We start from the raw sequence: 26,979 nt of genomic DNA on the forward strand, positions 1-26,979 counted from the left end.
AAGCCAGTCGATTGCGGTTTTGCCCGCCTTGCCCGCACTGCCTGACAGGGGATGGATAGACAGGATGCTGATACTTACTCGCCGCGTCGGGGAGACCGTGATGATCGGGGACGACGTCACCGTCACGGTTCTCGGGGTCAAAGGCAACCAGGTCCGCATCGGCATCAATGCGCCGCGTGACGTGGCCGTGCATCGGGAAGAGATCTTCGAGCGTATCCAGCTCGAGCAAGGTAATGGCTCCGGCGCGGTAAACGGCGCCGCGTATACCAACGGCGGCGGCAGCGAGTAGCTGCCCGCACCCTTTACCCGACCCACCGGACTCAGTACACTTTCGGGCCCTCGCGAGGGACCGCTATAATGGCGGTTTCGCGCCGGCGGTGGCCGGTGGCAGGGAACGGAGAGATGGCTGAGTGGTCGAAAGCGCTCCCCTGCTAAGGGAGTAAGGGTTAATAGCCCTTCGAGGGTTCGAATCCCTCTCTCTCCGCCAGATTACTTCATGTAGGAGCGCCTTCAGGCGCGACCTGCAGCACGAACAACACGATTACACGCGCCCGTAGCTCAGCTGGATAGAGTACCTGGCTACGAACCAGGCGGTCGGGAGTTCGAATCTCTCCGGGCGCGCCAATAAAATCAAAGGGTTAGCCGACTTTTGCGGTTAGCCCTTTTTTCTTTTCCGACACTTTTCCGACAGCCTCGCCGGTCCTTCGGCCGATCAGCATCAGATTGGGCGTCTCGCGCCTGCCGCGACGCACGATGGACTCGGCGGCATCGATCAGCTCTTCGAGCTCCGCTGCCGAGTAGTGTGTCGTGATGTCGCCGTTCGCGTGGCCCAGCAGTGCCTTGCGGGTCTCCAGCGGGACCCCGGCGCTCCGCAGCCGCCGGCCGAACGTATGACGCAGGTTATGTACGCCTTTCAGGATGCCTTTCTCTGTCGGGAGGCCCGCCTGGCGCCAGCACCGCTTCCAGGCGGTGTTGTTGATCTTGCCGAAGGGCTTGCCGCGGAACGTGAACACGTATTCCTTGTGCAGTCCCCGCCGGCCGTCGATCACCCGTTTCGCGATGCTGTTCAGGACGACCACCCGCTCCGTGCTGGTCTTGGTCGCCGATCCCGGCAGCACGAAGACCGATCGCTCCGTGTCCGGCCAGTCGACCTCCCAGTCCCAGCGCAGCCCGCAGACCTCCTGCTCCCGGCAGCCCGTGTTGATGGCGAACAGCGCCGCATCGGCGATATGCCTCGGCAGGATCTTCATCAGACGATCCTGTTCGGCCCAGGACAGCGGATACGGTCTCGCCTGCTGACCCTTCACGGACAGCCGGCTGATCAGCGCCGGCGCCTGCTGCAGCCAGGGCTCGCCGTCCGGGCCGCGCCACACGCGGGCGGCACGGTTCAGCACGGTCGAGACCACCCCCAGGGCGTTGTTGATCGACTTCGGCGACAGACCCCGCTCGCGCTGCCGGTCGACGAAGGGACGGAGCGTCCCGTCGTGGACCTGAGCGACCGGGAGATCGCCGATGTAGGGGAACAACTGGTCCAGGTGCATGGCGAAGGTATCGGCAGAAGGCTTGTGGGCAATCTCCTCGAGATAGTGCAGTGCACATTCCTCGAAGGTGTAGACCGCGGCCTCGTGTCGGTTGGCTTTCTCCTCCAGTTCCGCCAGTCGGCGGATCAGAACCTGCTCTGCCTCAACGCGTGAAGTAGTGCCCGTGCTTTCGCGGAGCCACCCTCCAGGGGCGTATCGGCAGCGCTTTTCGATGTGCCAGGTGCCGCCCTTCTGGCGGAGCCCCGGCATGCGGTTGCGTTTCGACATGTGTCGTCCTCCGGTATCGAGGCCTTCGGACGACGCCCGTTGCGGGACTTATAGTCGTCCACCCAGGCATCCAGTTCAAGGCGGTCGAAGGCGATGCCCTGGCGGCCGATGGGGATCTCGGTGAGGCCGGGGCGGACTTCGGTGTTGAAGCGGTTTCGGTCCATGCCGAGGTAGGCCGGGGCGTCCCGGAACCGGACCAGGCGGGGCAGGAGGGCGGATATCGTGGCCGGCCTCGTCATCGGCCCAGGTAGCTGTTGGTGATGGCAAGGCGGCTGTGGCCCAGCTCGGCGGTCACGGTGGCCCTGGCCTCGTCGTCGATTTCACGCTGCTCAGGGCTCAGCCCCTTCCGGGTTGGCCCGCCCGCCACCGGCGCCGGCCAGCCGGTGAGTTCCCGATAACGGCGCTGGGCGTAGGCATGGCGGAGTCCGTGGAGTTTTTTCAGCTCTGCCGCCTTGGTTTGGCTTTCATAACAGCGGAGCTGCTGGACATAGTTCCGGTGGGGCGGGATCAGGGCGCCGCCGCCCACGAACTGGTGGATCTCCTCGAGCAGCTGTCTTTGAGACTCCCGAGTGATCGGCACTGAGCGCTCTCTCCCGCCCTTGGTCCAGCTGGCCTTCAGCCGGATCTGGTCCTGGCGGATGGCATAGCCGGGGGTGAACTTGATGGCTTCCTCGCGCCGGAGGCCGAACTCGGCCTGGAGCCGGAGGCTCAGCCTGAGATAGGGATCTTTGATCTTGGCCAGCTTCTTCGGGTCCAGATCCTGGGCCTTGGAGGTTTCTGCCACGTAGTGGCGCTCCCCGATGCCGTAGGCCCCGTTGTCCCGGGCTACGACATTGGCTCTGTTCACCTTGGCGGCCCACCAACGGAGGACTGCGAGCCGGTTCTTGAGTGTTCCGATACTGAGGCCCTGGTCTTTCCAGAGAGAGACCAGGGCCTCGACGTGTTTCGGTTTGAGCGAGCGTGGCTGGAGACGACGATAGCCGAGCTCCAGCAGCTGATTGGCCATCTGGCTCAATAGGCGTTCTCGAATCTCCCGTGTCGCATGGCTCCCGTCCCGGTTGTTCCGGCAGAGGGCTTTCAGCTGGTAGTTCAGGTCCTTCATGGTGCTCAATCTCGTTCGGTTAGTTTTTCTGACCAGCTCGTAGCCCGGTGAGCATACGAGGTCCGAGATGTGCTCGGAGTCGGTCCAGGGACACCAGTCCCAGAGGGACATAAAGTCCCTACGGCCTGAAGCCTCGATCAGGTTCGCCGGTGGCGCTCTGTTGAGTGCTCGGCCGGCGGCTACCAGTGGCCCCGAGGGGCCGATACGAACGGTGATTCACCTCCTTTTGGCTAATGGATAGGAAACAGATCTGTGCCAGGGGCACAGGGCTACAAAAATTGCCGGACGCAGAGGTCCTGACGATTTGGAAAAGCTGGCGGGGACGCCAGCGATTTTCTTGAACATGCGGAACCAGGGGCGTTCCGCGAATTTGAAAAGGCCGGGCTATCTGATCCCGGCTTGGATCAAGCAGTCCCGAAGGGACTCCCTGACCCCAGGCAGGCTAACCCCTGCCAGGTGCCGCTTTACCGCAGCGGCTGCGGATCATGGTTGGAAAACTAGACTCGAATTCTTGGGTTGTAAAGCACGCGTCTCGGCTTCAATTGCCACCCCCGACAGGGTTTCCGACCATTATTGTCTGGTGCCGTCCCATCCTGTCTGCTGACTCCTACTACTACTCGACCGAGCAATTTGTTGAGACGGGTCTTTATCGGTTCGGAAAGGGATCGGAATGCGCAGTCGCCAGTGGTGTTGCAGCCTCCCACTCGCATCCCCGGAAGCTCGTGAGAGACGGAAAATCGCCTTTTATTTTCGCCTCATTCTTCGTGACGAAAATTTCTGCGTCACTCGCCCGTCATTCGCGGATTCCGGCTGCAGTCTGCGCAAAACGGTGGGTTCGGCGCCGCGTCACAACAGCGCTTCGCACTGGTAGTGACGCGGCACGCCAGCCACTCGCGGTCGCCAGATACGGGGCAGAGGGTCTGATCGGCCCGGCGATCAAGACCTCTTTCGGTGACGCCTGGCAGGCCCTGTCGGAATTATTTCTCTCGCCCAGTTTGCGCTTCACGATCGCGTCCAGATAACCGAGCGGGCTCGAGCGGATGGCGCCTCTGGCGATGGCCTCGCCCCACTCGTCGAGGGCCGGCTGGCGGGCCTCGGCATCGAGTGATGCGACGATGCAGCTCGCCGACGCCCGCTCCTGGGGGGAGACGGCCGGCGGGAAGACGTAGGATGCCGTCGCAGGATCCGTCTTCTGGTCACTCTTTATAAAGGTAGGAGTGGGTAGTTTTGTGAAAATGGGTTCTTTATAGAGGTAGCTATTACCTAAAGCTTCGGGCCTGACCGGATCCGGTGGGACCGGTTCCGGCTGGACCGTATCCGGTGATTCCGGAAGCGGTGGAGGCTCGCTTCCGGGTGGGCGTTCGAAGATCCGGTAGTCTCCGCCGCGAAGGCGCCCGTCCGGATCGCGGTGTTTCTCATAGCGCACGTAGCCTGCGCTCTTGAGTTCCTGCAGGAGCCCGTAGACCCCGTCCCGGCCGAGATCGCCACGCTTCACCAGGTCGTTGACGATGACCTGCCAGGTATCCGGCTTGGCGAGGAGATAGACCAGTAAACCGCGTGCTGCCCAGGACAGGCGCTCGTCCTCGACCGCGGCCCGTTCGACAATCAGATATCCCTGGCGATCGCGGACCCGGAAGATGCGGCGTGTCACCGCGCCTGGTCACCCGTGATGATGCGGGCGACTTCGGAGGCCGGGTAGTAGACCCGGCGGCCGATCTTCCGGCCACAGGCCTTCAGCGCCCTCGTGGGGGCGTCGCTGGGGCAGCAGAGGCTGTAGCGCAGCCCGCCGGCCGATCGGTCCAGCAGCTCGGCGAGCTGGGTCTGAGTCAGGAGCGGGCCGAAGCGCTCGGTGAGCTGTATGGCAAGGGTGTCATCCTGCCGGGGAATAACGTCGTCGTGCATGGGCTGTCCTCACAGGTTCCGGGAAACGTGAACCTATGAGTACCCGGCTTTTCCCCGGCTGACTAGAAGCAATCCCGACAAGGCGTGCAGGGGTTTTCCCTTGTCAGAGCTCGGACGTTCCAGAGGACCAATATCGCTGTCTTCAGTGATGTCCGATCGTGGTCCCGCGACAGCGTTGCTGCGGTGCGGTGATTGCGTCATCTTGGAGGCGAATGCCTGCGCCCTCGTCACCCTGAATCGAGATAGCAGCACGCCGGCAGTGTGGATTCGGAGAGTGCCAGCCCGACCGTCAATCAACGCGTTCTACACGGACAGCGGCAACTTACACTCGGCACGCTGGGCCGTCGCAAGAAATTGGATAGGCGGTCTACGAGGTGGCCGAACGGAGCATCGCTTCAATTTCGTGCTTCATCAGGTGTTGAAGTTCTTGCGCTGAATTGCCCGGCAGCAAGTCCTCAACCGCTTTCGCTTCCTGCGAACATCGGCCGACCACCGCGTTCACCGACGCCTCCTCTGCCTTTATCTCCTCGGCCACCTGTATGTTGACGCAGTCCTCCAAGGCGGCGAGCGCCCGGTTCAGCTCCCCCTCACTGGCATGCGCGAAGTTCTGAAATGGGATGGTCGCAACGGCGGCAACGGTCGCCGCCAAACCGAATAACGCGGTCTTTTTCATGCCAATCCTCCATGTTCTATTGTTCGAGTTCAGGGCGAAAATGGCCCATATCTGCTATCGGTCGACCATATTTGACAATCCAGGGTCGATTAACTCTAATACGACCTCGCGCGAATGAGAAGCTTTTTGGGGGGGAGCTCATGCCGCGACATTCCAGCATGATCTCAACGAGCTGCACCGTAGCGGACTCCTGTCCGCCGCTAATCGAGGTGCCATTCCGTTACGCATTTTCGTCCGGATCTGTTCTGCGCCCCTTAGTCTCCCTGCGTTTCCCGCCTCGCCTTGCGTTCGGGGCAACTTTCCGGCTCCTGAGGAGCCCATCGAAATACTCGCCGTCGCGGTCACGTCAGCGACCCCCACCCACCTAGACATGGAGGTCGACACGATGCCGTACGGTCATAGTCGTCTTTGGGGTTATCTGAGCAGATTCGTACGGTTATCGGGTCTACTCCTCGCCGCTAGTACCGCGTTCGCCGATCACGGCGGCACGACCCATATGGATCTCGGGCTGACTGCTCCGGCGACAAGCACCGGCAGCTATACCGTCTCCTGGAACAATCCGAACGCGCTCCTCTATGACTTGCAGGAGAAGTTCAATTCTGGGGCCTACGCGGTCGTCTATTCGGGAACCGGCTCTTCGAAGTCCTTCAGCAACAAGCCGGATGGCAGCTATAGCTACCGCGTGCGTTTTCAGCTGTGCTTCATGGGCAGCTGCAACTATCTCTACACCGAGCCGGTGGTTGTGGTCGTCCAGGCTTCCGGCGGAGGTGGCGGCGGGGGCGGTGGTGGTGGAGGAAGCTCTTCCGGCACGCCCGGTGCGCCCATCGGGCGGACTCTCGGCCAGTCCAGTGTGTCGATTACGGGAGAGGCCAACTATTCCATTCCCGTATTCACGCCACCCGGGGTCAATGATCTGACGCCGGAAGTCGCCCTCGTCTACGGCCATCGCCAGGCGGAGGGTCTGGCGAGTGTCGGCTGGTCGATCTCGGGCCTTTCTGCGATTCAGCGCTGTGCCAAGACGGTGGCCCAGGACGGCGTGTCGAATGGCGTTGAACTCAAGCTTTCGGACCGTTTCTGCCTGGACGGCAACCAATTGCGCCTCGTTTCCGGTAGCTACGGCGTCTCCGGATCCACCTATCGTACCGAACTCGACACCGTCGCCCGGGTCAAGGCAGTCGGCACTGCGGGCAACGGGCCGGCTTCCTTCACCGTCGAGCAGAAGAACGGTCTGATCTACGAATACGGCAATTCCACGAATTCCCGTATTGAGTCGCTGGCGAGCGGCTACACGACGACCGCACATACCTGGGCTATCAACAAGATCCGCGACCGTGCGGGTAACGAGATCCTGTTCGATTATCAGGAAGACGGCGCGCCGCTCGGCGGCTTTAGAATCTCGACTATCCGCTACCGGAGTAATCCCGGACAGGGGCTCGCCGCCGGCTATTCGATCAATTTCGTCTATGAAACTCAGCCGAGCGGTGACGTCGATACAGGGTACGTCAGCGGCGGAAAAGTGGTCGATGTCAAACGGCTGAATCGTATCGATGTGCTCTACCTGGATGCCTCCCCTGATGAGCTGGTCAGACGCTACGATCTGACCTACGAAGGCAGCTTATCGAATGCGGGGAGAAGCCGGCTCGCCTCGGTCACGGAGTGCGCGGGAGCGCCTCTGGTCTGCTTCGACCCGCTCAACTTCTCCTACCAGAACGGCACCTTGGGCCTGGCCTCCGAGGTGTACACCGGGACCGTCATACCGAGCGGCACAAAGCCGTTATTGCTGGATCTCGACGGAGACGGATTCACGGATCTCGCCTATCCCTCCACGGCGAGCGGTGGGACTTGGCGATATCGCCTTTCCAATGGCGGCAGCGGCTATGCCGGGGCGGTCAACAGTGGCATCTCGAGCGTCGGTCACGACCGCGCCATCGTGATCGACTACGACACGGATGGAAACGAGGACATTCTCGTTCCTTATAGCGGCGGGACCTGGTGGGCGATCCGTGGGTCGGCAAGCGGATTGCAATCACCCATCGACACCGGCGCACCGGTCTCCAGTACGGCAGGTAACGCGATCGCCCTCGACATGGATGGAGATGGGCGAGAGGATCTTGTCTGGGGCGAAAATATCGGCACGTCGTCTTCGGGGCCCAAGATTCAGGTACGGTACAGGCTGAGCACAACCGGATTCTCCCCTTCTGTAACCACGCTCTATTCTGGCTCCGGTTCGATTCAATTACCGGGGCCCACACTCTTTGAAGACACGGTTACGAGGAGTCGAGTTAACCGATTCGACGCTAATGGCGACGGCAATGCTGACGTTCCCATCTTAGGCCGCTCTCCCTACTACGGTGGCTACTACTATTTCAGCTTTGTGTTGTCGGGTGGCGGTGCCGGCAACATCAATATCGGAGCCTATTTCGAAAACGCCCGGTCCATCGATATAAATGGCGATGGATATTCTGACCTGGTCTTCGAGACCGGTTTATCGGGCGGAACACTCGCTTACGCGATTAGCACTGGCAAGAACTTTCAGCCGATTCAAACTGTGCAATCGCTGGGCTCCCTGGAATTGTCTAACGCGATCGTAACGGATTGGGACGGAGACGGCTTCGAAGATCTGGTATTGCCGAATACCTCGACGGGGACATGGTATTATTTTCGTTCCCAAGGGGAGTCATTCGCCACCCCCGTCAATACCGGCCTCTCTACGGCTGGCGCACAGTCTACCTACCCGATCGATGTCAACGGCGACGGCCTGGTGGATATCGGCTATGTCCGCTCTAACAACGTCTTTGCGCACCGTGCGAGGGCCGGCGTCAAGGCGGATTTGCTGAAGACCATCACGGACGGTCACGCGAATGTGGTGACCTTCGATTACACGCCCATCACCCAGGGTGCCTATACGAAACGTACCGATGCGGCGCTGCCGTATAAGGACTACATCGGTCCCGTCTATGTCGTCGATACCGTGACCCGAAACGACGGCATTGGCTCAACCTATACCGAAACTTATAGCTACGACGGCGCACACTTCAACGTAGAAGGCCGTGAACTCGTCGGGTTTCGCAAGCGCGCTGTTACCGACAGCCGCTACGGCGTGACGACGACGGAGCTTTATAAGCGCAACTTCCCCTACTACGGGCGCTTGTATGATCGCCAGGTTCGGCTATCAGACTCGACCCTGATACGACGCGAGGACTATACGTGGGCATTGAAATCCGCTGGGAGTGGTTTTCAGACCTATAAGCTCCCCTACCTCTATCAATCGACGATCCGTGATTACGAGGTCGCCGGCACCTACAAGGGTGATCAGAAGCGAATGACGACCACCAGTCACCTCGTCGATTCGCTTGGTACCGTCTACGACACGACCGTCACGACGACGGAGCCCTCGACCGCCAACGGCGTCCAGTCGGGCGCAAGCTACACCGAACGCGTCGTTCTCAGAGGCATCAGCCATAACTTCACGAACTGGTGTATCGGCAAGCCGTCGCAGACGCAGCTCATCAATTCGCACAATCAAAGCTACGGAAATCAGATCACCCGGACGATTTCTCATGTCTGGGATCAGGCGAATTACTGTCGCCTGACACAGGAAGTGGTGGAGCCCTCCAGCGCGAGCTACAAGGTCACCCGCGCAATCAGCTATGACGGTTACGGCAATGTCATTGCTGAGACCGTGACCGGTATTGGTATGCCGAGTCGCACGACCACGACGGGGTGGGGTGCCAAAGGGACGTTGCCGGTCAGCATTACCAACGCCCTCGGGCAGACCACGACACTCGCCTGGGACTATGCCAGGGGCGTCCAGACGTCCGAGACAGATCCCAATGGGCTCACGACAACGTGGGATTACGATGATTTCGCGAGGCCCATCCGGGAAACACGCCCGGATCAGACTTACACCGAGAGCATCATTGAGTCGTGCAGTAGCGGCGACAACTACTGCGGGAGCAGTTTTAACCGCGTCGTCACGAAACTCCGCCGTGTCAAGAAGTCCACTGGCGGCTCCGACATTCAGTTCACCGACGTTTTCCTCGACCGCTTTGATCGGCCGGTCCAGACAGAGGTTGAGCTCATGTCGGGTGCCGCGTCGATGACCCGGAGCTTCTACGACGCCCAGGGTCGAGTCACCATTCAGACAACGCCGAGTACCGGTAGTAGCTATTTGCGGACAATGCAGTATGACGTACTCGGTCGGGTTACCAACCTCTCTCGACCGATCAGTGCCAGCAATTCGACGCAGCAGACGACGCAGATCTTCTATGAAGGCCTTTCAACGCGCATCATCGACGCGGAGGGCAAGATCTCCCGCCGGGTCGAAAATGTGGTCGGCAATCTGGTGCGCTCGATCGACCACGCCGGCTATTATCAACGATTCGACTATGATGCGTTTGGCAGTCTTGCGAGAGTGCAGGACAGTCTTGGCAATCAGCACCTCTCGCTGAGCTACGACTACGGCCTCGATGCCTTCCGGCGCACCTCCACCGATATGAATATGGGTGCCTGGTCCTACACGCCCAATGCCCTTGGCGAAATGGTCGGGTACAGTGATGCGAAGTCGCAGTCCTTCAGCATGTCCTATGACAAGTTGTCCAGGCCAGTATCACGCACCGAGCCTGAGGGCGCGACGACATGGACGTGGGGTACCTCGGCGGCGGCGAAGAACATCGGGCAGCTCGCCTCCGTCTCATCACCGGGCTACTCGGAGTCCTATACCTACGATTCGGTGGGACGTCTCTCTCGGCGAACGACCACCGTCGGAAGCAATTACCTCACCGACTACGGGTACTCGTCGACTACGGGCCTTCTCGAGTCGCTGACCTATCCAGCAAGCACCGGCGGCTATCGGCTGAAGCTCCGGTATGACTACCAGAACGGCTATCTGAAGAAGATCTCCGACTTCAACGCCTCGAGCACGGTGTTCTGGGAGGCCGCGGCGACCGATGCCCGTGGCAATGTGGTCGACGAGACCCTCGGCAACGGTCTGCGGACGATCCGGGGCTATGATCCGGTCACCGGCTGGCTCGACCACATCGAGACCGGGCCGGGTGGTGGCACGCTGCGCCAGAATCTCGAGTATCAGTGGGATCGGGTCGGTAATCTCACGCAGCGCAAGGATGTGAACCGGACGCTGACCGAGGACTTCGAGTACGACAATCTGCACCGTCTCGACCGTTCGCTCAGAAACGGCACCCAGAATCTCGATCTCTCCTACGATCTCCTCGGCAACATCACCTACAAGAGCGATATGGGAGGCGGTACGTGGTCCTATCACGCCTCGAAGAAGCATGCCGTCACCAATGCCGCCGGCAATGTGTACGGCTACGACGCCAACGGCAACCAGACCAGCCGAAACGGCCAGAGCGTCACCTGGACCAGCTACAACTACCCGAAACGGGTGAATCACTCATCCGGCGTCTACCACGAGTTCTCCTACGGCCCCGACCGCCAGCGCTACCAACAGGTCTACAAGAACGGAGGGACCACCGAGACGACGGTTCTGATCGGTGGGCTCCTGGAGAAACGCACACTTGGCTCGGTAACCGAGTACCGCCACCACATCCAAGTGGGAGGCCGCCCGGTGGCGCTCTATACCCGGCCGACCAGCGGCAGCATCACCACCGAATACTTTCTCACCGATCATCTCGGCAGCATCGATGCGGTGACCACGGCCAGCGGTGCGCTGCTGGTCGGAGAGAGTTTCTCGGCCTTCGGTGAGCGGCGTGATCCCAACGACTGGAGCGGGCCGCCCTCATCTCTGGATCTGAACAAGATCGCCGGTGTGACCCAACGCGGCTATACCGGTCACACGAATCTGGAGCAGGGTAGCCTGATCCACATGAATGGGCGTATCGCCGATGCCAAGACCGGTCGGTTCCTGTCGGCCGATCCCTTCATCCCGGATCCCGGCCTCACGCAGGCGTTCAATCGCTACAGCTACGTCTATAACCGGCCAATGAGCTTTACGGATCCGAGTGGGTTTTTTCCGTGTTTCGGCCCCGACGGAATTGTCTGTGTGGGGGTAATACGGACCATTCGAAATTTCATATTCGGTAGTGGTAAGAGAAAGCCCCCACCGAAGGGCTGTTTTGTAGCGCCGACAGGGTGCTATGGGCAGGCGGGCGTGCCGCGGACGCCAGGATTCAACTCCTTGGTGGCGTCGGGTTGGGAAGATCAGCCGCCGTGGATACTCAACAGTACTCAGGGGCAGGTCTATTGGCCCACCGCGGACGAGATGCAGCGGGAGAATCTCAGGCGATTCTTCGAAGATCTCGTTTACAATAGTGTTGATGAACTCATTCTTGCGCCGATTCGCGACGCGGATGCCCTCAGAACGGCGGTACAAGAAGGACGGTATGGAGGCGCCGCAGTCGCCACGGCATCGCTCGCTTGTACTGTCTATCGTGCTTGTCGACTGTTTGTGGAGCGAGTGGTTGGCGATGCAGCCAGTGGAGCAGTAAGCTGGGCGAAGCGACTCTTAGGAAAGCATAGGGATGTCCCAGATGATGCAGTCTACGTATTTCGAGTCGTCGATGATGCGGAGCTTGCCGACATCGCTACGACGGGTCAGTTTAGAACCGTACCCGGGCAATTTGAAGGCAAACAGTTCCTAGACAACCTAGACGATGCCAAGCTATTGCGACAACGATTCTCAGAGTTTTTCGGTGGTAATCAGACGATCATCAGGGGTAGTGCTCCGCGATCGGTAATCGACAATGCAAGCAGAACTCCGTTTTCCGACATACCGAACGGGTCAGCAATCACGATACCCTCAAGTGATCTTTCCGCGATAAGATCTCTGTGCACTGTCGGATGCTGAGAGGTTAAGTGGCTCATGACAGGTAACGCATTATCAGCTCGTGTCCGTCTTCGGGAAGATGCGGAGGTTGTACCCAAGGCGGGGCTTACGCAGCCGAAGCTGCGGGTCGAATTAAGGACTAGCGAAGAAGGATCGTCAGCGTGGATGGCTGAGCTCAAGATCACTGGTGACCTGCCGTGGCATCGCGGAGAGGACCGAGAGGTCGAATTGCGGATAATGTCTGATCAATTCGAAGAGCATGTGGTATCAGAACGACCCAAGCTCCTCGTGTGTCGGGGAGATGTGATCGTCGGCGATCTTGAGTTTTTCTAACGCTGCGCTGTAGTCCCAAACGCAACAGCGAGGGGTCGAGCTTCTGAAGCCCGTGTTCTTGACGACCTTGGTCTTAATAAGAACAGTCGTCGAGTAAGCACGGCCGAGGGCAATTCGGTTCCGGATGCGTTGACGAATGATCTGTCGGTTGAGATCAAGGATTGCATCACCGTATCGTGTACAAGGCAGGTGCGAATACAGACTGATGCAGCTGCGGTTTCAGGACGGCAGTCGGTTCTTGTGACAGGACAGAACACTCACGTTACCCGACAAGCCGAGGATGCGTTCGACACGATTATTCGTCGTAGTGATCTTGGGCCGCAATGACGAGAAGAGTCGACATGGTGGAAGTTAGGGTGTCTTTCGATAAGGAGCGTCTCGCGGAGTTGTTGAATGCTCTCGCAAGCCTACCTGCTCCGATTAAGCCTCAGTACTTCGGCGACGAGGAGAAGCCTGGTAGCCGGGCTAACAGCGTAGACGACGCGGAACTGTTTTCAGAGTTTGTTCGAAGCCACCCAGGCGGATTTTTCCTGTTCGCCGACGAATGGTCGTATCAGATATTCACTGCGGGAGAGCGGCCGGCTCGTTTTACGGTCTACTGCTCGGTGCCGCCATCGGATGCAATCCTAAAGCGGTTCTTCGAATTGATGGCATCTGTGGAGGTGCCCTTCGCTCTTGCGGCTGACGAGAGCGAGTATGAGCATCGAAATCGCTTGTACCAGAGGATCGGTGAGAACGATGTCGAGAGTTGGGTGGGGCGCGACATCAGGAAGTATCTGCCGGGTCTCTACTGGTACACGATGGCGTCTGAGTCTTTGTTGCAAGAGCACGGTGTAGACATTACCAAGCTGTCGGCCAACGCGCTATCGTCCGAACGGCTAGGCAAGTGCCATTTGTTCAAGTTCTTCGAGACGGCTGAGGGCTGGAAGAAGCAGGCAGCAAAGCTCGATGAGCTGTGCGAGACAACCGAAGGCATCTTCTCATCGCGACAGGTCAGTGCCGAGGCTGGGCGCGCGAGAAACTACGTCGAATACTCCAATATCGTTGGTCAATGGAGCTAGGCGCGCGCTCCCTGCTTTTAATCGACTTCCACGTGTCAGTTTTCACCGATAGAGAGCCATTCCGTTTTCGTCCCAAACAGTGGAGTGGCAACTGTCGGCGGAGGGAAGCCGATCAACAGTCAGTACGCCGGTCAGACTCATCCCTCCGGAGTAAAATTCAACGAGAGGGGATTCCGGGGCTTTTCACCGCATGCCAGAGCCCAGGTCGAACTTGATGGCTTGACTGGGAACTATGCGAAGGATACTTTGGCGGCGAATAAAGCGGTGGGGTTGGATCGCACTCCGTCGGGATACGTTTGGCATCATGTGGAAGACGGCAGAACGATGCAGCTAATCCCGCAGGATATTCACAATGCTGCGCGCCATACAGGTGGTGCTGCGGTGATACGGCATGGAGGCGGTCAATGATAGAGATTTCGGGCGGACGTCGTTTGTCACAGGAAGAGGTCCGCGAGGTTGAGCAGGACCTCGGGGTCTCCCTTCCTGACGACTACCGAGAATTTGTCGCAAATCACGATGGCGTGAGGCCGCCTTTGAACATCTTCTCGATTGCTGATGCGAATGAATCTCGCGTCAACGAGTTCATTCCTTTGCGCCGCGTTCGGAAGGAATGCGCTTTCATCGAGAACCTGAGCGACGATCGCATACCAATCGCTTGGGCTGAGGGTGGCAACTATGTTTGCCTGGATATCTCAAAGAAAGGCGGCGTCTTCTTCTGGGACCACGAAGAGCCAGACAAGGATGCGAAATTAGCGGACAGCTTCTCGCACTTCATCGAGCTGCCTGCGCCTTTCGATCCGAGCAGTGTTGAGCTCAAGCCGGGTCAAGTAAAGAGCGCGTGGATCGATCCAGATTTCTTGAAGTCTCTCGATCAGAAGTAGTTGACCCTCGACACCTTTAAAATAAATCCCCCTGCTTCCGGAGCTCCTCGGGATCGAGCCCTGATCGCAGCAGACCGATGAGGATGAACTGCCAGCGACGCTTGGCCATGGTGCCCATGATGAAATGGAGGTTGCGGGTCGGGATCTTCTGACCGTACTCCCGGGTCATCATCTCGAGCGCCTTCTGCTTCGTGCGGTAGCGGCGCTGGTAGGGGAGATACGCGGCCTGCACTTCCCAGTCCTGGATTGTGCGCCAGTGCTGATGGCCGCCTGAGGTGAACTCGTAGCCGAAGTGGAACTCTGGCTTGGCGAGCGGCGTCAGCGGCTCCGATCCGGGAGCGGGGGAGACCGGGCTTCTGGGTACCCGTTATCTTGGCTACGACGCACCGGGACGCCGGACCGCGAAGGAGCAGGACCAGGCGAACGGGACGGTGCTGGCGACGAGCTACACCTACCAGGGGCTCAAGACCACCATCGAGGTTAACAATGCGAGCCTCCTGATGCATCGCATCTACAACTGTGTGGCGAGTCTGTGGCAAGAATTCAAATTGCCAGAGTTTACGTTTCCTCGCATTTTTTCACTGTGAGTGAACTCTTGAGAGGATTTCTAAACTAGCCGTCGGTTTGGGAATTTGCTAATTTGTTCACTATGAGTGAGCAAAAGTACAAAAAGATAAACCAGCTTGAGAAGGACCTGCCGGAGGGTCTGCTGGTTGATGCTGCCTGGATGGAGCGAAACGGCTATTACGGCTCACTCCGTAGCCGGTACCTCAATGCCGGCTGGCTTGAGCAGCCGGCGCGCGGCGTCTACCGGCGGCGGCGCGGTTCCCTGAGCTGGGAGCAGGTCGTCATATCGCTTCAGACGCTGATGCAGTTTCCAGTCTCTGTCGGCGGTCGCACGGCGCTGGAGACGCAGGGCTACGCCCACTATCTCTCGCACCGGCAACAGACAATCCATCTCTATGCCGATCAAAAACTGCCCGGATGGCTCGGCAAGCTTCCGGTCGAGCAGAAATTCACATCTCACAACCGGACGCGTTTCTTGCCGCCGATACCGGACTATACCGACCAGCTCGGTCTCTCACCGGATCGATCTGACGCGGTCGAGAAGACATTGCCTGGCGCCTTGCGACTAACGCCATGGGGCACATGGAAGTGGCCGCTCGTGATGTCCACACCCGAGCGCGCCTTCCTTGAGCTTCTGGACGAGCTTCCCAAAAACGAGACCTTTGATCACGCTGATGCGCTCATGGAAGGGCTTTCTTCGCTGAGCCCCCGTCGGCTACAGAAGCTGCTCGAGGAGGCAAGCAGCATCAAGGTCAAGCGCCTCTTCTTTTTCTTCGCCGATCGCCATCGGCACCGCTGGCTTAGCCATCTGGATAAGAGTGCGATCGATCTCGGCAAAGGCAAACGTATGCTCGTCAAGGGTGGCAAGCTCGATCCTGTCTACAACATCACGGTCCCGGAGGCCCTCCATGGCCTTCAGTGATGTTTATCGCCGCCAGGTTGAGCTTCTTGTGCGGACACTCCCGCACGTTGCCGAAGAGGATTGCTTCGCTCTCAAAGGCGGCACGGCGATCAACCTCTTTTATCGCGACCTGCCGCGACTTTCCGTCGATATCGACCTTACCTACTTGCCGCTTGCGGATCGCAAGGAGGCGCTCGCCGATATCGATGCGGCTTTAAAGCGCATCGCACGTCATATAGAGGCGGCTGAGGATCGCGTGACCATCACGAAGTCCGCGCCGGCTACTCAGGACACAATCAACAAGCTTGTTATACGCACCCGGGATCGTGTGCAGATCAAGATTGAAGTCTCTCCGGTGCTACGCGGATCTCTGTACGAGCCGAAGCTAATGTCTGTGTCGCCAAAGACGGAAGACGCCTTCGGCTTCGCGGAGATGAGCGTGCTCCCGTTTCCGGATCTCTTTGCCGGCAAGATTCTGGCGGCTCTGGACCGGCAGCATCCCCGAGACCTGTTTGACGTTCATCAGCTGCTCGATAACGAGGGAATCACGGATGCGCTCCGGACGGCCGTCATTGTCTACATGATCAGCCACGACAGGACCCCGCAACGGCTTCTCCGATTGCCGTGCCGTGATATTCAGCATGACTACAACAACAACTTCACGGGGATGACCGCCGAAGATCCTCCGCTGGACCGGCTTATTGCGGCGCATGAGGCGCTTGTCACCCAGCTGCTTGAAGGTATGCCGCCCGTCCACCGGCAGTTCCTTGTCTCTTTCTTCCGCGGCGAGCCCGACTGGGCTTTGATAGGCGAGGAGGGCGTTGCGGATCTGCCGGCCGTCCGCTGGCGACAGATTAACCTTGAGCGCGCCGGACGCGATACTCGGTCGGAGATCGTCAGGGAGCTCGAGGATTTGCTGGGGGCATGAGTGTTGAATTGCGCCGAATACTGAGCCGAATTCACCGAATATTTGCATCGTCGATGGACCGGGATGGTTCGCCAACTAGACGTTCTGCCTCAGTCACTTGGAACAGATGATCCGGGTGAAGACTCAATGCAAATCGCGGGTCAGTTTTCTGTACAAATCAATAACACAGGTGTCCACGAACGCGGTAAAGCGGTTCGCGAACACCGATCAGATGAGCTCGGAGTCGAGATCCGTGAGCTCCTGCAGGGCCGCTTCCCTCTTGGCATCCCGGGATTTCTTGTAGGCGAACAGATCCTCGGCCCTGATCCGGCGATGCCGGCCAACCCGCTCGAACGGAATCTTGCCTTTCTCGAGCATCCCGACCAGGTAAGGACGCGAGACGTTGAGGAGGTCAGCGGCCTGCTGGGTGGTGAGCCGCTGCTCGACCGGCACAAGGGTGACCGCATCGCCCGACTCGATGTGCTCGAGTAGCGACATCAGCAGATTCGAGAGCGCCGGGGCGAGGATGATCTCGTGGGATTTGCCGGATTCATCGACGATCTTGAGCCGCTGGCCATCACCAGCTTCCCTGTCCGCCGCAAGAATTCGCCGAAGCTGGTTCGCGGCGACCCTTTCGCTCTCAGACGGCAGGCGATCGCTGATTTGCTCGGCATAGCTCGATGACATGGTCATAGCGTTCCCTCCTCGAGAGAGGGAAATATACGAAATATTCGCAATAATCGCAATATCCGAAATCTCCTTGCGACTACTCCTTTTGTCCGCAATGTACCCGTTACCTCGCCGACGACGCCCTGGGACGGAGGATCGAGCGCCGGGTCGGCTCGACGGTGGTCGGCGCCTGGCACTACGACAATCCCGCCGGCGACAAGGGCCTGGGCCTCCTCGATTACGAGGACAGCGGTCCAGGGCTCAACGGCCGCAGCCTGCAAAAACACTACTACTACTCAAGCGCTGCCACCGGCCGAAAAGATCTCGAGCGGGTGGTGCACCGCTTCTCTGTGAACGCCAGCACCACCGACTACGAGGTGCGCTACTACACGGACGGCTGCTACGCCTGCCGAAAGGCCCATTGATTGACGCATTGCCGTTGTAAGTGGCGAACTCCCACTCAATTCCCATCCGTCACGTAGGTCGCTCTGTTCTTCTCCCACCAGTGCGCCAAATTGGCCAACGCTTCCGACCGGGCTTCGCCTCTGGCGGCTTGCCCGAATTCTCCGATGTAGCCGGTATCAAGGCTCTCGATCATGTCCTCCAGGCTACGAATTGCGTGGTCCCGCATCCATTCCTCCGTAGCCGGATGGAGCGCAGACTCAACGAGCACAGGTACAGCGGAAGGATCCTGGGTCTTGCTCAACGCCACGGCCGCCAGCGTCCTAATGGACCGGTTCCCATCTCGGATAAGCTCGACTAATCGCTCGTCGTTCTGGAGGCTCAAGAGAGGTGCGCCGCCTGCCAAGAATCCGAGTGCGTCGATTCGCAATTGCTGGTCGAGTGCGGCATCTGACGCGATAGCCAGTAAAGCATCAGCGGCACTTGCGCCACCGATCGTCCCTATTGCGCCAACAGCGAGCTGTCTTACCTCGTCGTCAGGATCAGCTTTCGCCGTGGCTTGCAGATCAGGGACGGCAGACGTCGCGCGGAGATGGCCGAGGCCCTGGGCCACTGCCCCGCGGATAGACGCGTCAGAGTCTGTTAAAAGAGAGGTGAGCAGCCCAACCTGAGCGGGATCGCCTTTCCGTGCCAGGGCGAGAATGACCAGGCGTCTCGTATTTGCATCGAGCGATGCGGTGATCGCCAAAGACGCCAAAGAACCATCGTCGATCGCGATACCCTCAACTTGGAGTTCTTCCTCCGGGGTAGGGCCCCATTTCGCGGGACTGGCCTGAGTTGGCGTTTGAGAGAAAGCGAACAGAAGGGCTGTGCAAACGGACGCCAGGCGCATGGCACGTTATCTCATTGAAGGTGATCCACCAGGAACGCTAGATCCGATCGCCCAGTCGTGTCAAAAAAATCGAGCGCAATGTCTCCTTTCCGCAGGAAAGCGACCATTTCGCGCATCTGAGGTATGATTTCCGGAGTCGACCCGAAGGCGACGATCGCGATTCGCACGAGTAGCTCGATCCGACTTCTCCGATGGACTTCCCAAGCCGCCGAGGCCACACAGACCCGAGATTGAGTCGACGGGACCTGACCTACCTCATCATGACCTACGCACGTGAAGAGAGTGGGTTCGGTGAGATAGTCTCAAGCCTTTCCGTCTGGAATTTCGACGAGGTCGACGTGCTTGCCATCCTTCGAGAACTGCTTGGCAGTAAAGACATTTTTATCTTCGAAGAAGTGGAAGGGGACGAGGTACGAAAATTCGATGATATAGAAGGCGGTAAAGCCATTGAACGGATTTTCAACAAGCATGAGTGGCTATGGCCGCAAGTCGGGCTCACTGACCGCGGATGGGAACGCTACCAGAAAGGCGATTTCGGCCTGACTCCCAAACGAGCGCAGTATCTGCTTTTCTCTGATCAAGCGAACCATAGATTCCGGTAGTGGCCGATTCCCGACTGTTTGAGGGTAGATATCCGCGAGCGGAGTCGGTCTGCTTCCACCCTAATTCCGGACCTTTCGACTCGCGACGCCGGACGGCTAAGCCGGCCGAAGTATTGTCGAAGATTTGGTCGAACCGATGCAGTCAGTGGCTGACGGACATTGAGCCCGCCGCTGAAGATTCCGTGAACATCAAGAAATGAAAGCATTTATCTTGTTTATCGTCCTGGCTGGCGTATGCAGCACTGTAGCGGCGGCGCCTACCTTTGCGGAACTCTGTGATGCTGCGGAAGAGAGAGCGAAAGCAGGCGACGCACAGGCCCAACTTGAGCTAGCGATGTGCTACCTGAAGGGAACCGGCCGTACAAGGGACGTCGACATTGCAGAGCGCTGGCTGGAAAAAAGTGCGTCTACCGGCCTCCCAGCTGCGCAAACAAGTCTGGCGGCCCTGATCTTGTTGGAGAAGCAAGAGTCGGCCCGGTTCGACGAGGCACTGACTTTACTCAAGGCGGCTGTCGCGGAGGACTATGGCACGGCAGGGTTGATCTTGGGGCTGGCGAATCTCAATGGGCTCGGTACCACATCCTCCAAAGAGTGTGGCCTTCGCTGGTTGCGGTTCGCCGCCGAAAGGGGAGACAGACTCGCCAATTTTATTCTGTTTGCGGCCCATTGGTTCGGGCTTTTGGATGTTGAGAAGAACGCCGAGATGGCAGAGGAGTACTGGACTTTCTACGCGTTCTACTATCGGCACTACCCCGAATTTCTGGTCGAGCGCGCCAATCACCTGCCGCGCGATCGAATATTGTCGGAGTTCGTTTTCGATGAGAATGAACTCCGGCAGATAGCGAACGAAATCGTGCGACGAACGGAAGAGATGTAACGTGCTGGTAACCCGGATTTCGGGTCAGGAGATTGCCCGGCCCAGTTCCTTCTTCGATACCCCTAACTGTTGGATTGCACAGAATACTGAGCCGAATTCACCGAATATTTGCATCGTCGATGGACCTGGATGGCTCGCCAACTAGACGTTCTGCCTCAGTCGCTTGGAACAGATGATCCGGGTGCAGACTCAATGCAAATCGCGCGTCAGGCTTCTGTACAAATCATTAAACAGCGAGGTTTTGATCTATTAGTTGGTGCAATTATGGTGTAATATTGCACCAAATTGGAAGGACTGAGGGACAGCGATGTCGAGACAGAGTATTTCATTTACCAACCCGAACTCCGAGTGGCTCGATAGAAAGGTGAACATCGAGCAGGAATACAAGAGCAACAGCGAAGCCGTGAATGATCTCATCCGCAAAGCTCGGGAGATCGAAGGGATTCGTGCCCGACTGATCCAGGCTGAGCAAAGCGGCTTCACGGAAATGACCCGCGACGAGATACGCGCCGAAATAAGGGAAGAGTTGCGGCGCAATGGCGAACTATAGGATTAATGAAGACGCGAAAGCAGATTTGCAGCGAATCTACCGACGCGGCGTCCTTGAGTTTGGCGAGGAGCAGGCTGATCGATATTTTGATGCGTTTTTCGAGCGCTTCGACGAGCTTGCGGTGCAGCCATACCAGTACCAGGCCGTTGACGAAATTCGCAGCGGTTACCGACGTAGTGTCTGCGGCGTCGACAGCATCTATTACCGCATCGTTGGCAGTACAGTCGAGATCATGAGGATTCTGGGCCAGCAAGATATCGATGACTGGCTTTGAAGGAGACAAGAGCTGTTGGAATGACCACCTGGGCGTTTCCGACAAAATTCCGACATCAGCTGTGCAGGGTCGTGCAAGGTACTGAAATCTGGTCAACGGGCGCCGTCTTTCAGGCGTGATTTTTCAAGTACTTACAATAGCTTAGGTAGCTACGAACCAGGCGGTCGGGAGTTCGAATCTCTCCGGGCGCGCCAACTTTTCGCAATTAGATCAAGCGGTTAGTGCTCAGGCGCTAGCCGCTTTTTTTTTCAGAACGAGCAGTGCGGGAGCCTTGCGTGACCCCTGCCCAACCTGTGCCTACCATTTAATCGTCCGCACTGAATTTGCTGGATTTTTTCCAGCCCGCTGTTTAGCTTTCGCTGATGACTAAATGGCTCTCCGTATTCCTGAATTCCTTCGTTTCATTGTTTCGGTCCCGTCGTGACCTGGCATTAGAGAACCTGCTGTTGCGGCAGCAACTGGCGGTCTTGAAAGAGAAGAGCGCTCGGCCTCGGCTATCGGCGGCCGATCGGTCGTTCTGGATGCTGGTCTCGAAGTTGTGTCGCGGGTGGCGAGGTGCGCTCTACATCGTCAAACCGGAAACTGTGATTCGTTGGCACCGGGAAGGCTTTCGGCGCTACTGGGCCCGGAAATGCCGGCGCAAGGGCAGGCCGGTACTCGATCCCGCGATCAGGGCGCTGATCAGACGAATTAGCCGGGTCAATCCACTGTGGGGTGCCCCGAGAATCCACGGTGAACTGTTGAAGCTCGGCATCGAGATATCCCAGACAACTGTTGCCAAGTACATGACCAGGAACAGAAAGCCGCCGTCGCAAAGCTGGCGAGTGTTCCTCGAAAATCATTTCAGCGACATCATCGCCACCGATTTCTTCACGGTGCCGACTGCGACGTTTCGCGTACTGTTTGTACTGGTGGTTCTCAGCCACAATCGACGAGAGATTCTGCATACCAATGTGACGGAATCACCGACAGCCGAGTGGACCGCACGCCAAGTGATCGAAGCCATTGGTCTCGACGAGGCAGCCAAGTACCTGGTCCGCGATCAGGACGGCAAATTCGGCGAGAAATTCAGCCGGCAAGTCGCATCCGCTGGTTTGACGGAAGTTCTGACAGCGCCAGCGTCGCCCTGGCAGAACGCGTACGCCGAGCGGGTCATCGGCACGATTCGGCGCGAGTGCTTGGACCATATGATCATTCTGGGCGAGCAGCATTTGCGAAGAACCGTCAAACGGTATGCCGCCTATTACAACGGGGTGCGTACGCACCTGTCACTGGAGAAGGACTCACCGCAGGGGCGGCTGGTTCAGCTCCCAGGTGAGGGGGCTATTCGTTCGCGCCCGCATTTTGGCGGCTTGCACCATGAGTACCTGCGGCAAGCGGCATAGTCGAACAAACGTCAGACACGATCAGGCGGCCAGCGTCCGCTGGACGAACTGGGGATCCGCCTTGATCATGCGTAAAAAATTGGCTGCCGCTGCGTCGGGTTTTCGTTTGCCTTGCTCCCAACCTTTGAGCGTATCAAGGCTCAGGCGAAAGGTGCTTGCAAATTCAGACTGAGACATGCCGACGCTGGCCCGAATTGCCTTGATTTCAGCAGGCTTTAAAACGACATAGACCACCTTCGGCGCCTTCGTGCCCCTGACTATCTCTACCGCCTCTTTCAGGTTAGCGTTGAGCTCTTTGAAAAGCTTGTCGTCCATCGTTCGGCTCCTAAGAAAACTCGTCAATGACGATGTTGACGTGTTTCTTGAGTTGCGCTTTTTGCGCATTGGTCAAGTTATCCTGATCGGCTTTCGCATAAATCAGCAGCAAGAGAATCGGCTTGGTGTCATCGTGATAGTAGTAGATCACACGGGCACCACCGCTCTTGCCTTTACCGGGCCGCGCAAAGCGTAGCTTTCGCAATCCTCCGGTACCCTGGATGATTCTCCCGGCTTTAGGGCGCCTGGCCAGGAATTCCAGCAGGTCGTCAAAGCCGGCTTTGCCAAGCAGTTTCCGGGCCTTTTCCTCGAAAGTGCCGATCGGGACGAGGGTCTGCATCAGCTATGACCCAATGAATCACAATGTAGTTCAATGAACCCCAAAGGTCAATCCCCCTGCCGATTCGGGTCTTGATCGCATAATATTGTGATTATCAATGAATAATGGCTCATGATGAGAGGTTGAAAACCCTGTGGAAAGGTCTGTTTTTCGGTTTCGAGTCGAGCTGCGCGACATCGCACCTCCTATCTGGCGTGAAATAGAAGTGCCCGGCGACTACTCCTTCTGGGATCTGCACGTCGCCATTCAGGATGCCATGGGATGGCTCGATTACCATCTGCACGCGTTTCTTTCGACTGACTGCGAGAGCGGTAACGGCGATTGGGAGATAGGAATACCAATCGACGATGATCTGTCGACCGGTCGAGAGATGTTCGCAAGCTGGCAGGTGCCTGTCGTGGAGCATTTTCAGAGTGCCGGCGACAGAATGGTCTACCTGTATGACTTTGGTGACGATTGGGTGTTGAATTGCGCCGAATACTGAGCCGAACTCACCGAATATTTGCATCGTGGATTGACCCGGATGGCTCGCCAACTAGACGTTCTGCCTCAGTCGCTTGGAGCAGATGATCCGGGCGAAGACTCAATGCAAATCGCGGGTCAGTTTTCTGTACAAATCAATGATCTTGGGGATCCAAGAAGGTGTGGAATGGCTTCGTGCACGATCTCGTTGAGGTTTGAGATACTCGGCTAAGGAACATTTTTCACAAAAAAAGCGCTATTGGAATCAATTTTCATGTGATAGGCTCGTTTTTCACGATAGGAGAACAATAGAAACCGCTTTTCACAGGAAAAGAACAAAATTCATGGCGTCAGCGTCTCACCAGATTCCGGCACAAACGGTTCGCGCCTTTCGCGATAGCTACTTGCCGGAAGGCGTCGTGCTGGCTGGCTACAGCGCGCTTATCAATGCCTATGATCTTCAGGTTCCAACGCCGCTCAAACTTGCGGCGATCGGAAAAAAGCACAAAATCCTGACACACGAGCAATGGACGCTCTACACGCCACGCCATGAGCCCGACGAATCTTTAGCCGGTCATCTGATCTTCGCCCTCAAATACGAGGGACTCGATCTCGGGCTCCTTAAAGCCCTGTTCCTCGAAATCGGCGCGCAGCCCGTCGAAGATATCGTTCGCGAAACGCCCTCCGGAAGCTACGCTCGCCGCTTGTGGTTCCTCTATGAATGGCTCCTCGAGACCCGTCTTGACCTGCCGGATGCCGCCCAGGGGCGCTATACCCCCATCGTTGACCCAGCTCTTCAATGGGCTATACCCGGCCACAACTCGCCGCGGCACCGCGTCAAGAACAACCTTCCAGGCACACCGGCGTTTTGTCCCTTGGTCTTTCGCACGGAAGCGCTCAACGAGTTTGTTGCCTCTGACTTAAAAGCCAAAGCCCGACAAAGTATCGCCGAGCTGCCGAAAGACCTGATCACTCGAACTGCGGCCTTCCTCCTCCTGAAGGACTCGAAATCAAGCTATGCCATAGAAGGGGAGGCGCCGCCCCAAACACGCATCCAGCGTTGGGCAAAAATTATTGGCGAAGCCGGCCGCCAACCCATCACCGTTGATGAGCTCATCCGGCTGCAACACATCGTCATTGGCGATGCCCGGTTCGTCTATATCGGGCTTCGCACAGAGGACGGCTTTGTCGGAGAACATGACCGCACGACGCAAGCCCCTATACCTGACCACATCAGCGCCAAACCGGAGGATCTGGAAGAACTGATGGAAGGGCTCGTGCACTTCGATCAGCACATTGCCCCTGACCTGGATCCTGTTATTGCCGCTGCTGTTCTGGCTTTCGCCTTCGTTTATATCCACCCCTTCCAGGACGGAAACGGGCGAATTCATCGCTACCTTATCCACCATGTCCTTGCCCAACGCGGCTTCAACCCGCCGGATATGCCTTTTCCCATTTCCTCCGCAATCCTGGATAACCTCTCCACCTACCGGGAGACCCTGGAAAGCTACTCAACCCGCGCGCTGCCATGCATTGAGTGGCGACCGACACGAAAGAACAATGTCGAAGTGCTCAATGACACCGCGGATCTCTACCGGTTCTTTGATGCCACCCCGCATGCACACTTCCTCTATCAGTGTGTCCAACAGACCATCGAGCAGGACATCCCCGAAGAAGCCCAATTTCTGCAATGCCATGACGCCTTTCGGCGGCAGATCCTCGATATCGTCGACATGCCTGACCGGACCGTCGAGCTTCTCTTCAACTTCCTGCACCAGAACAACGGCACCCTCTCGAAGCGAGCGCGCACCAAGGAGTTTGCCAAGCTCACCGAGGATGAAGCGCAGCGCATCCAGGCCATCTATGCCGATCTGTTCGACCTGGCATAGACCAGTGCCCGTGGTGATACCTCGTCACTGATCAGCCGGTTGAATTGCGCCGAATATTGAGCCGAACTCACCGAATATTGCATCGTCGATGGACCTGGATGGCTCGCCAACTAGACGTTCTGCCTCAGTCGCTTGGAACAGATGATCCGGGTGAAGACTCAATGCAAATCGCGGGTCAGGCTTCTGTACAAATCAATAGCCATACCAGTACCAGGCCGTTGATGAAATGCGCAGCGGTTACCGACGTAGTGTCTGCGGCGTCGACAGCATTTATTACCGCATCGTTGGCAGTACAGTCGAGATCATGAGGATTCTGGACCAGCAAGATATCGATGATTGGCTTTGAAGGAGACAAGAGCTGTTGGACTGACCACCTGGGCGTTTCCGACAAGTTTCCGACATCAGCTGTGCAGAGTCGTGCAAAGTACTGAAATCTGGTCAACGGGCGCCGTCTTTCAGGCGTGATTTGTCAAGTACTTACAATAGTTTAGGTAGCCACGAACCGGGCGGTCGGGAGTTCGAGCCGAGCACGGCGCGGCCGTGCGACAGACAGCGGAGCACAGCGATGCTGCCCAACGGGTGAGCTGGCGAAGCCAGCGAATCAATGTCTCCGGGCGCGCCACATTCGCAATCAGAGCTAGCGGTTAGTGCTCAGGCGCTAGTCGCTTTCCTTTTCAGCACCCCAGGGCGCTCCGGCGAGCGCTCAGTCTCGGGCCGGCCCGGGGGTACGGCATTGACCTTCGTCAACGGGCAGGAACGAACTTGAGGGCACGCCTGGCAGCCGGCGCCGGGTGCCACGTCGATCAGGTCGAGAGCATGCCCTCGAGCCGCTCGATCAGGTCGGGAAAGTGGGTCGAGCCCACGTAGATCTTGATGATCTGACTGCTCGGGTCGATCAGGAATTTCGTCGGCGTGTTCTGGGTGTCGTCGAACATCCGGGCGAGACTGCCGTCGGCATCGTGGACGATGTCGAAGGGCATGCCCTGGCTGCGTACCACCCGCACTATCTCGTCCCGCCGGTCGTAGGGCATCGCAACCGCGAGCGTGACGAGGCCCTCGCGCGCATACCGGCGATGTACGGCGATCAGCGACGGCATCTCGCTCATGCAGGGACCGCAGGTGGGCGACCAGAAACTGACCAGGACCGGACGACCGGCCAGGGTCTCGAGGGTCTTCGCTTCGCCCGCGAGCGTCGTCATCGCGAAATCGGGTGCCGGCCGCGGGCGGCTCGCGAGAAACGGCAGGGCCGCCAGCATCGCGATCAAGGCGAAGGCGACGACGACGAAGACGAGCGCGCCGCGGCGGGGGTTCTCGCCGTTCGGCGCTGCGTTCGGGGGCACGGTCTGGCTCATGTCGTTGCTCATCGGCCGGTGCTCGGTCGG

The 26,979-nt window shown here is 58.3% G+C and carries 27 protein-coding genes and 2 tRNA genes; 18 read left to right on the forward strand and 11 right to left on the reverse strand.

Going from position 1 to position 26,979, the window contains the following annotated elements:
* Nucleotides 1–64: 64 nt before the first annotated feature.
* The 3 genes from csrA (at nucleotide 65) to ACJMK0_RS07360 (ending at nucleotide 624) form a co-directional block, all read left to right on the forward strand.
* Nucleotides 65–289, forward strand: a complete 225-nt coding sequence (csrA, locus tag ACJMK0_RS07350; RefSeq protein ID WP_405227790.1) for a carbon storage regulator CsrA — start codon at nucleotides 65–67, stop codon at nucleotides 287–289.
* A gap of 107 nt (nucleotides 290–396) precedes the next feature.
* Nucleotides 397–487 (forward strand) — tRNA-Ser (locus ACJMK0_RS07355).
* Nucleotides 488–547: 60 nt separating this feature from the next.
* Nucleotides 548–624 (forward strand) — tRNA-Arg (locus ACJMK0_RS07360).
* A 14-nt stretch (nucleotides 625–638) separates the two neighbouring features.
* Here ACJMK0_RS07360 and ACJMK0_RS07365 read toward each other — a convergent pair.
* The 5 genes from ACJMK0_RS07365 to ACJMK0_RS07385 all read right to left on the reverse strand — a co-directional run bounded on the left by ACJMK0_RS07365 (nucleotide 639) and on the right by ACJMK0_RS07385 (nucleotide 5,485).
* Nucleotides 639–1,808, reverse strand: coding sequence for a tyrosine-type recombinase/integrase (locus tag ACJMK0_RS07365; RefSeq protein WP_405236944.1), 1,170 nt, complete (start codon nucleotides 1,806–1,808; stop codon nucleotides 639–641).
* 235 nt (nucleotides 1,809–2,043) lie between these two features.
* Nucleotides 2,044–2,910 carry a phage integrase N-terminal domain-containing protein gene (locus ACJMK0_RS07370; protein ID WP_405236946.1) on the reverse strand — a complete coding sequence of 289 codons (867 nt, stop codon included), beginning with the start codon at nucleotides 2,908–2,910 and terminating at the stop codon, nucleotides 2,044–2,046.
* A gap of 793 nt (nucleotides 2,911–3,703) precedes the next feature.
* Complete coding sequence (locus ACJMK0_RS07375) at nucleotides 3,704–4,561, reverse strand: hypothetical protein (protein WP_405236947.1); 858 nt, start codon at nucleotides 4,559–4,561, stop codon at nucleotides 3,704–3,706.
* Entirely contained in the window at nucleotides 4,558–4,812 is a 255-nt protein-coding gene (locus tag ACJMK0_RS07380; protein WP_405236949.1) for a hypothetical protein, read from the reverse strand. Before ACJMK0_RS07380 ends, ACJMK0_RS07375 begins: the two co-directional genes overlap by 4 nt.
* A 367-nt stretch (nucleotides 4,813–5,179) precedes the next feature.
* Entirely contained in the window at nucleotides 5,180–5,485 is a 306-nt protein-coding gene (locus ACJMK0_RS07385) for a hypothetical protein (protein ID WP_405236951.1), read from the reverse strand.
* Nucleotides 5,486–5,981: 496 nt separating this feature from the next.
* On the opposite strand from ACJMK0_RS07385, the gene ACJMK0_RS07390 reads away from it, so the two are divergent.
* The 4 genes from ACJMK0_RS07390 (at nucleotide 5,982) to ACJMK0_RS07405 (ending at nucleotide 14,565) form a co-directional block, all read left to right on the forward strand.
* Nucleotides 5,982–12,311 carry an FG-GAP-like repeat-containing protein gene (locus ACJMK0_RS07390; RefSeq protein ID WP_405236953.1) on the forward strand — a complete coding sequence of 2,110 codons (6,330 nt, stop codon included), beginning with the start codon at nucleotides 5,982–5,984 and terminating at the stop codon, nucleotides 12,309–12,311.
* Between the two features lie 668 nt (nucleotides 12,312–12,979).
* Nucleotides 12,980–13,684, forward strand: coding sequence for a hypothetical protein (locus ACJMK0_RS07395; protein WP_405236955.1), 705 nt, complete (start codon nucleotides 12,980–12,982; stop codon nucleotides 13,682–13,684).
* 264 nt (nucleotides 13,685–13,948) lie between these two features.
* Nucleotides 13,949–14,092 carry an HNH endonuclease gene (locus tag ACJMK0_RS07400; protein WP_405237918.1) on the forward strand — a complete coding sequence of 48 codons (144 nt, stop codon included), beginning with the start codon at nucleotides 13,949–13,951 and terminating at the stop codon, nucleotides 14,090–14,092.
* Complete coding sequence (locus ACJMK0_RS07405; protein ID WP_405236957.1) at nucleotides 14,089–14,565, forward strand: SMI1/KNR4 family protein; 477 nt, start codon at nucleotides 14,089–14,091, stop codon at nucleotides 14,563–14,565. The genes ACJMK0_RS07400 and ACJMK0_RS07405 overlap by 4 nt, the downstream gene beginning before the upstream one ends.
* Nucleotides 14,566–14,581: 16 nt before the next feature.
* Here the strand turns inward: ACJMK0_RS07405 and ACJMK0_RS07410 are convergent, their stop codons facing one another.
* Complete coding sequence (locus ACJMK0_RS07410) at nucleotides 14,582–14,797, reverse strand: hypothetical protein (RefSeq protein ID WP_405236959.1); 216 nt, start codon at nucleotides 14,795–14,797, stop codon at nucleotides 14,582–14,584.
* Between the two features lie 73 nt (nucleotides 14,798–14,870).
* On the opposite strand from ACJMK0_RS07410, the gene ACJMK0_RS07415 reads away from it, so the two are divergent.
* The 3 genes from ACJMK0_RS07415 to ACJMK0_RS07425 all read left to right on the forward strand — a co-directional run bounded on the left by ACJMK0_RS07415 (nucleotide 14,871) and on the right by ACJMK0_RS07425 (nucleotide 16,961).
* Nucleotides 14,871–15,152, forward strand: a complete 282-nt coding sequence (locus ACJMK0_RS07415; RefSeq protein ID WP_405236961.1) for a hypothetical protein — start codon at nucleotides 14,871–14,873, stop codon at nucleotides 15,150–15,152.
* 62 nt (nucleotides 15,153–15,214) lie between these two features.
* The gene (locus ACJMK0_RS07420) at nucleotides 15,215–16,054 is read left to right on the forward strand and encodes a type IV toxin-antitoxin system AbiEi family antitoxin domain-containing protein (protein ID WP_405236963.1); all 840 of its coding nucleotides are present in this window, start codon (nucleotides 15,215–15,217) and stop codon (nucleotides 16,052–16,054) included.
* Nucleotides 16,041–16,961 carry a nucleotidyl transferase AbiEii/AbiGii toxin family protein gene (locus ACJMK0_RS07425; RefSeq protein WP_405236965.1) on the forward strand — a complete coding sequence of 307 codons (921 nt, stop codon included), beginning with the start codon at nucleotides 16,041–16,043 and terminating at the stop codon, nucleotides 16,959–16,961. Before ACJMK0_RS07420 ends, ACJMK0_RS07425 begins: the two co-directional genes overlap by 14 nt.
* Before the next feature lie 207 nt (nucleotides 16,962–17,168).
* Here the strand turns inward: ACJMK0_RS07425 and ACJMK0_RS07430 are convergent, their stop codons facing one another.
* On the reverse strand, nucleotides 17,169–17,633 hold the full coding sequence (locus ACJMK0_RS07430; RefSeq protein ID WP_405236967.1) for a helix-turn-helix domain-containing protein: 465 nt from the start codon (nucleotides 17,631–17,633) through the stop codon (nucleotides 17,169–17,171).
* Between the two features lie 155 nt (nucleotides 17,634–17,788).
* Between ACJMK0_RS07430 and ACJMK0_RS07435 the strand changes: the two genes are divergently transcribed.
* Nucleotides 17,789–18,034 carry a hypothetical protein gene (locus tag ACJMK0_RS07435; RefSeq protein WP_405236969.1) on the forward strand — a complete coding sequence of 82 codons (246 nt, stop codon included), beginning with the start codon at nucleotides 17,789–17,791 and terminating at the stop codon, nucleotides 18,032–18,034.
* Between the two features lie 35 nt (nucleotides 18,035–18,069).
* Here the strand turns inward: ACJMK0_RS07435 and ACJMK0_RS07440 are convergent, their stop codons facing one another.
* A complete protein-coding gene (locus tag ACJMK0_RS07440; protein WP_405236971.1) occupies nucleotides 18,070–18,903 on the reverse strand; it encodes a HEAT repeat domain-containing protein in 834 nt (277 codons plus the stop codon).
* Between the two features lie 260 nt (nucleotides 18,904–19,163).
* Here ACJMK0_RS07440 and ACJMK0_RS07445 point away from each other — a divergent pair, with 260 nt between their 5' ends.
* The 5 genes from ACJMK0_RS07445 (at nucleotide 19,164) to ACJMK0_RS07465 (ending at nucleotide 22,591) form a co-directional block, all read left to right on the forward strand.
* Nucleotides 19,164–19,505 (forward strand): hypothetical protein, encoded by a 342-nt coding sequence (locus ACJMK0_RS07445; RefSeq protein ID WP_405236973.1) that lies wholly within the window; start codon nucleotides 19,164–19,166, stop codon nucleotides 19,503–19,505.
* A 196-nt stretch (nucleotides 19,506–19,701) separates the two neighbouring features.
* Nucleotides 19,702–20,382, forward strand: coding sequence for a tetratricopeptide repeat protein (locus ACJMK0_RS07450; RefSeq protein WP_405236975.1), 681 nt, complete (start codon nucleotides 19,702–19,704; stop codon nucleotides 20,380–20,382).
* Nucleotides 20,383–20,746: 364 nt separating this feature from the next.
* A complete protein-coding gene (locus tag ACJMK0_RS07455) occupies nucleotides 20,747–20,932 on the forward strand; it encodes a hypothetical protein (RefSeq protein WP_405236977.1) in 186 nt (61 codons plus the stop codon).
* Entirely contained in the window at nucleotides 20,919–21,206 is a 288-nt protein-coding gene (locus ACJMK0_RS07460) for a type II toxin-antitoxin system RelE/ParE family toxin (RefSeq protein WP_405236979.1), read from the forward strand. Before ACJMK0_RS07455 ends, ACJMK0_RS07460 begins: the two co-directional genes overlap by 14 nt.
* Nucleotides 21,207–21,568: 362 nt before the next feature.
* Nucleotides 21,569–22,591 carry an integrase core domain-containing protein gene (locus ACJMK0_RS07465; protein WP_405236981.1) on the forward strand — a complete coding sequence of 341 codons (1,023 nt, stop codon included), beginning with the start codon at nucleotides 21,569–21,571 and terminating at the stop codon, nucleotides 22,589–22,591.
* 21 nt (nucleotides 22,592–22,612) lie between these two features.
* On the opposite strand, the gene nadS is transcribed toward ACJMK0_RS07465, so the two are convergent.
* Together nadS and ACJMK0_RS07475 are read right to left on the reverse strand one after the other, a co-directional pair.
* Nucleotides 22,613–22,906, reverse strand: coding sequence for a NadS family protein (gene nadS / locus ACJMK0_RS07470; protein WP_405236983.1), 294 nt, complete (start codon nucleotides 22,904–22,906; stop codon nucleotides 22,613–22,615).
* 10 nt (nucleotides 22,907–22,916) lie between these two features.
* Nucleotides 22,917–23,246, reverse strand: a complete 330-nt coding sequence (locus ACJMK0_RS07475; protein ID WP_405236985.1) for a type II toxin-antitoxin system RelE/ParE family toxin — start codon at nucleotides 23,244–23,246, stop codon at nucleotides 22,917–22,919.
* A 133-nt stretch (nucleotides 23,247–23,379) separates the two neighbouring features.
* Between ACJMK0_RS07475 and ACJMK0_RS07480 the strand changes: the two genes are divergently transcribed.
* Together ACJMK0_RS07480 and ACJMK0_RS07485 are read left to right on the forward strand one after the other, a co-directional pair.
* Complete coding sequence (locus ACJMK0_RS07480; RefSeq protein WP_405236987.1) at nucleotides 23,380–23,730, forward strand: plasmid pRiA4b ORF-3 family protein; 351 nt, start codon at nucleotides 23,380–23,382, stop codon at nucleotides 23,728–23,730.
* A gap of 322 nt (nucleotides 23,731–24,052) precedes the next feature.
* Nucleotides 24,053–25,597, forward strand: coding sequence for a Fic family protein (locus ACJMK0_RS07485; RefSeq protein ID WP_405236989.1), 1,545 nt, complete (start codon nucleotides 24,053–24,055; stop codon nucleotides 25,595–25,597).
* An 803-nt stretch (nucleotides 25,598–26,400) separates the two neighbouring features.
* On the opposite strand, the gene ACJMK0_RS07490 is transcribed toward ACJMK0_RS07485, so the two are convergent.
* Entirely contained in the window at nucleotides 26,401–26,961 is a 561-nt protein-coding gene (locus ACJMK0_RS07490; RefSeq protein WP_405236991.1) for a peroxiredoxin family protein, read from the reverse strand.
* Between the last annotated feature and the right edge of the window lie 18 nt (nucleotides 26,962–26,979).

This window comes from Lentisalinibacter orientalis, assembly GCF_040706535.1.
Taxonomy (GTDB): Bacteria; Pseudomonadota; Gammaproteobacteria; order Steroidobacterales; family Woeseiaceae; genus Lentisalinibacter; species Lentisalinibacter orientalis.

What these genes read in the sequence shown, in the direction of transcription:
- ACJMK0_RS07460 (WP_405236979.1), top strand. Translation starts at nt 20,919, where the DNA reads ATGGCGAACTATAGGATTAATGAAGACGCGAAAGCAGATTTGCAGCGA.
- ACJMK0_RS07485 (WP_405236989.1), top strand. Translation starts at nt 24,053, where the DNA reads ATGGCGTCAGCGTCTCACCAGATTCCGGCACAAACGGTTCGCGCCTTT.
- ACJMK0_RS07445 (WP_405236973.1), top strand. Translation starts at nt 19,164, where the DNA reads ATGACCTACGCACGTGAAGAGAGTGGGTTCGGTGAGATAGTCTCAAGC.
- ACJMK0_RS07440 (WP_405236971.1), bottom strand. Translation starts at nt 18,903, where the DNA reads ATGCGCCTGGCGTCCGTTTGCACAGCCCTTCTGTTCGCTTTCTCTCAA.
- ACJMK0_RS07430 (WP_405236967.1), bottom strand. Translation starts at nt 17,633, where the DNA reads ATGACCATGTCATCGAGCTATGCCGAGCAAATCAGCGATCGCCTGCCG.
- ACJMK0_RS07450 (WP_405236975.1), top strand. Translation starts at nt 19,702, where the DNA reads ATGAAAGCATTTATCTTGTTTATCGTCCTGGCTGGCGTATGCAGCACT.
- ACJMK0_RS07425 (WP_405236965.1), top strand. Translation starts at nt 16,041, where the DNA reads ATGGCCTTCAGTGATGTTTATCGCCGCCAGGTTGAGCTTCTTGTGCGG.
- ACJMK0_RS07365 (WP_405236944.1), bottom strand. Translation starts at nt 1,808, where the DNA reads ATGTCGAAACGCAACCGCATGCCGGGGCTCCGCCAGAAGGGCGGCACC.
- nadS (WP_405236983.1), bottom strand. Translation starts at nt 22,906, where the DNA reads ATGGACGACAAGCTTTTCAAAGAGCTCAACGCTAACCTGAAAGAGGCG.
- csrA (WP_405227790.1), top strand. Translation starts at nt 65, where the DNA reads ATGCTGATACTTACTCGCCGCGTCGGGGAGACCGTGATGATCGGGGAC.
- ACJMK0_RS07385 (WP_405236951.1), bottom strand. Translation starts at nt 5,485, where the DNA reads ATGAAAAAGACCGCGTTATTCGGTTTGGCGGCGACCGTTGCCGCCGTT.
- ACJMK0_RS07465 (WP_405236981.1), top strand. Translation starts at nt 21,569, where the DNA reads ATGACTAAATGGCTCTCCGTATTCCTGAATTCCTTCGTTTCATTGTTT.
- ACJMK0_RS07490 (WP_405236991.1), bottom strand. Translation starts at nt 26,961, where the DNA reads ATGAGCAACGACATGAGCCAGACCGTGCCCCCGAACGCAGCGCCGAAC.
- ACJMK0_RS07390 (WP_405236953.1), top strand. Translation starts at nt 5,982, where the DNA reads ATGGATCTCGGGCTGACTGCTCCGGCGACAAGCACCGGCAGCTATACC.
- ACJMK0_RS07370 (WP_405236946.1), bottom strand. Translation starts at nt 2,910, where the DNA reads ATGAAGGACCTGAACTACCAGCTGAAAGCCCTCTGCCGGAACAACCGG.
- ACJMK0_RS07380 (WP_405236949.1), bottom strand. Translation starts at nt 4,812, where the DNA reads ATGCACGACGACGTTATTCCCCGGCAGGATGACACCCTTGCCATACAG.
- ACJMK0_RS07475 (WP_405236985.1), bottom strand. Translation starts at nt 23,246, where the DNA reads ATGCAGACCCTCGTCCCGATCGGCACTTTCGAGGAAAAGGCCCGGAAA.
- ACJMK0_RS07405 (WP_405236957.1), top strand. Translation starts at nt 14,089, where the DNA reads ATGATAGAGATTTCGGGCGGACGTCGTTTGTCACAGGAAGAGGTCCGC.
- ACJMK0_RS07420 (WP_405236963.1), top strand. Translation starts at nt 15,215, where the DNA reads ATGAGTGAGCAAAAGTACAAAAAGATAAACCAGCTTGAGAAGGACCTG.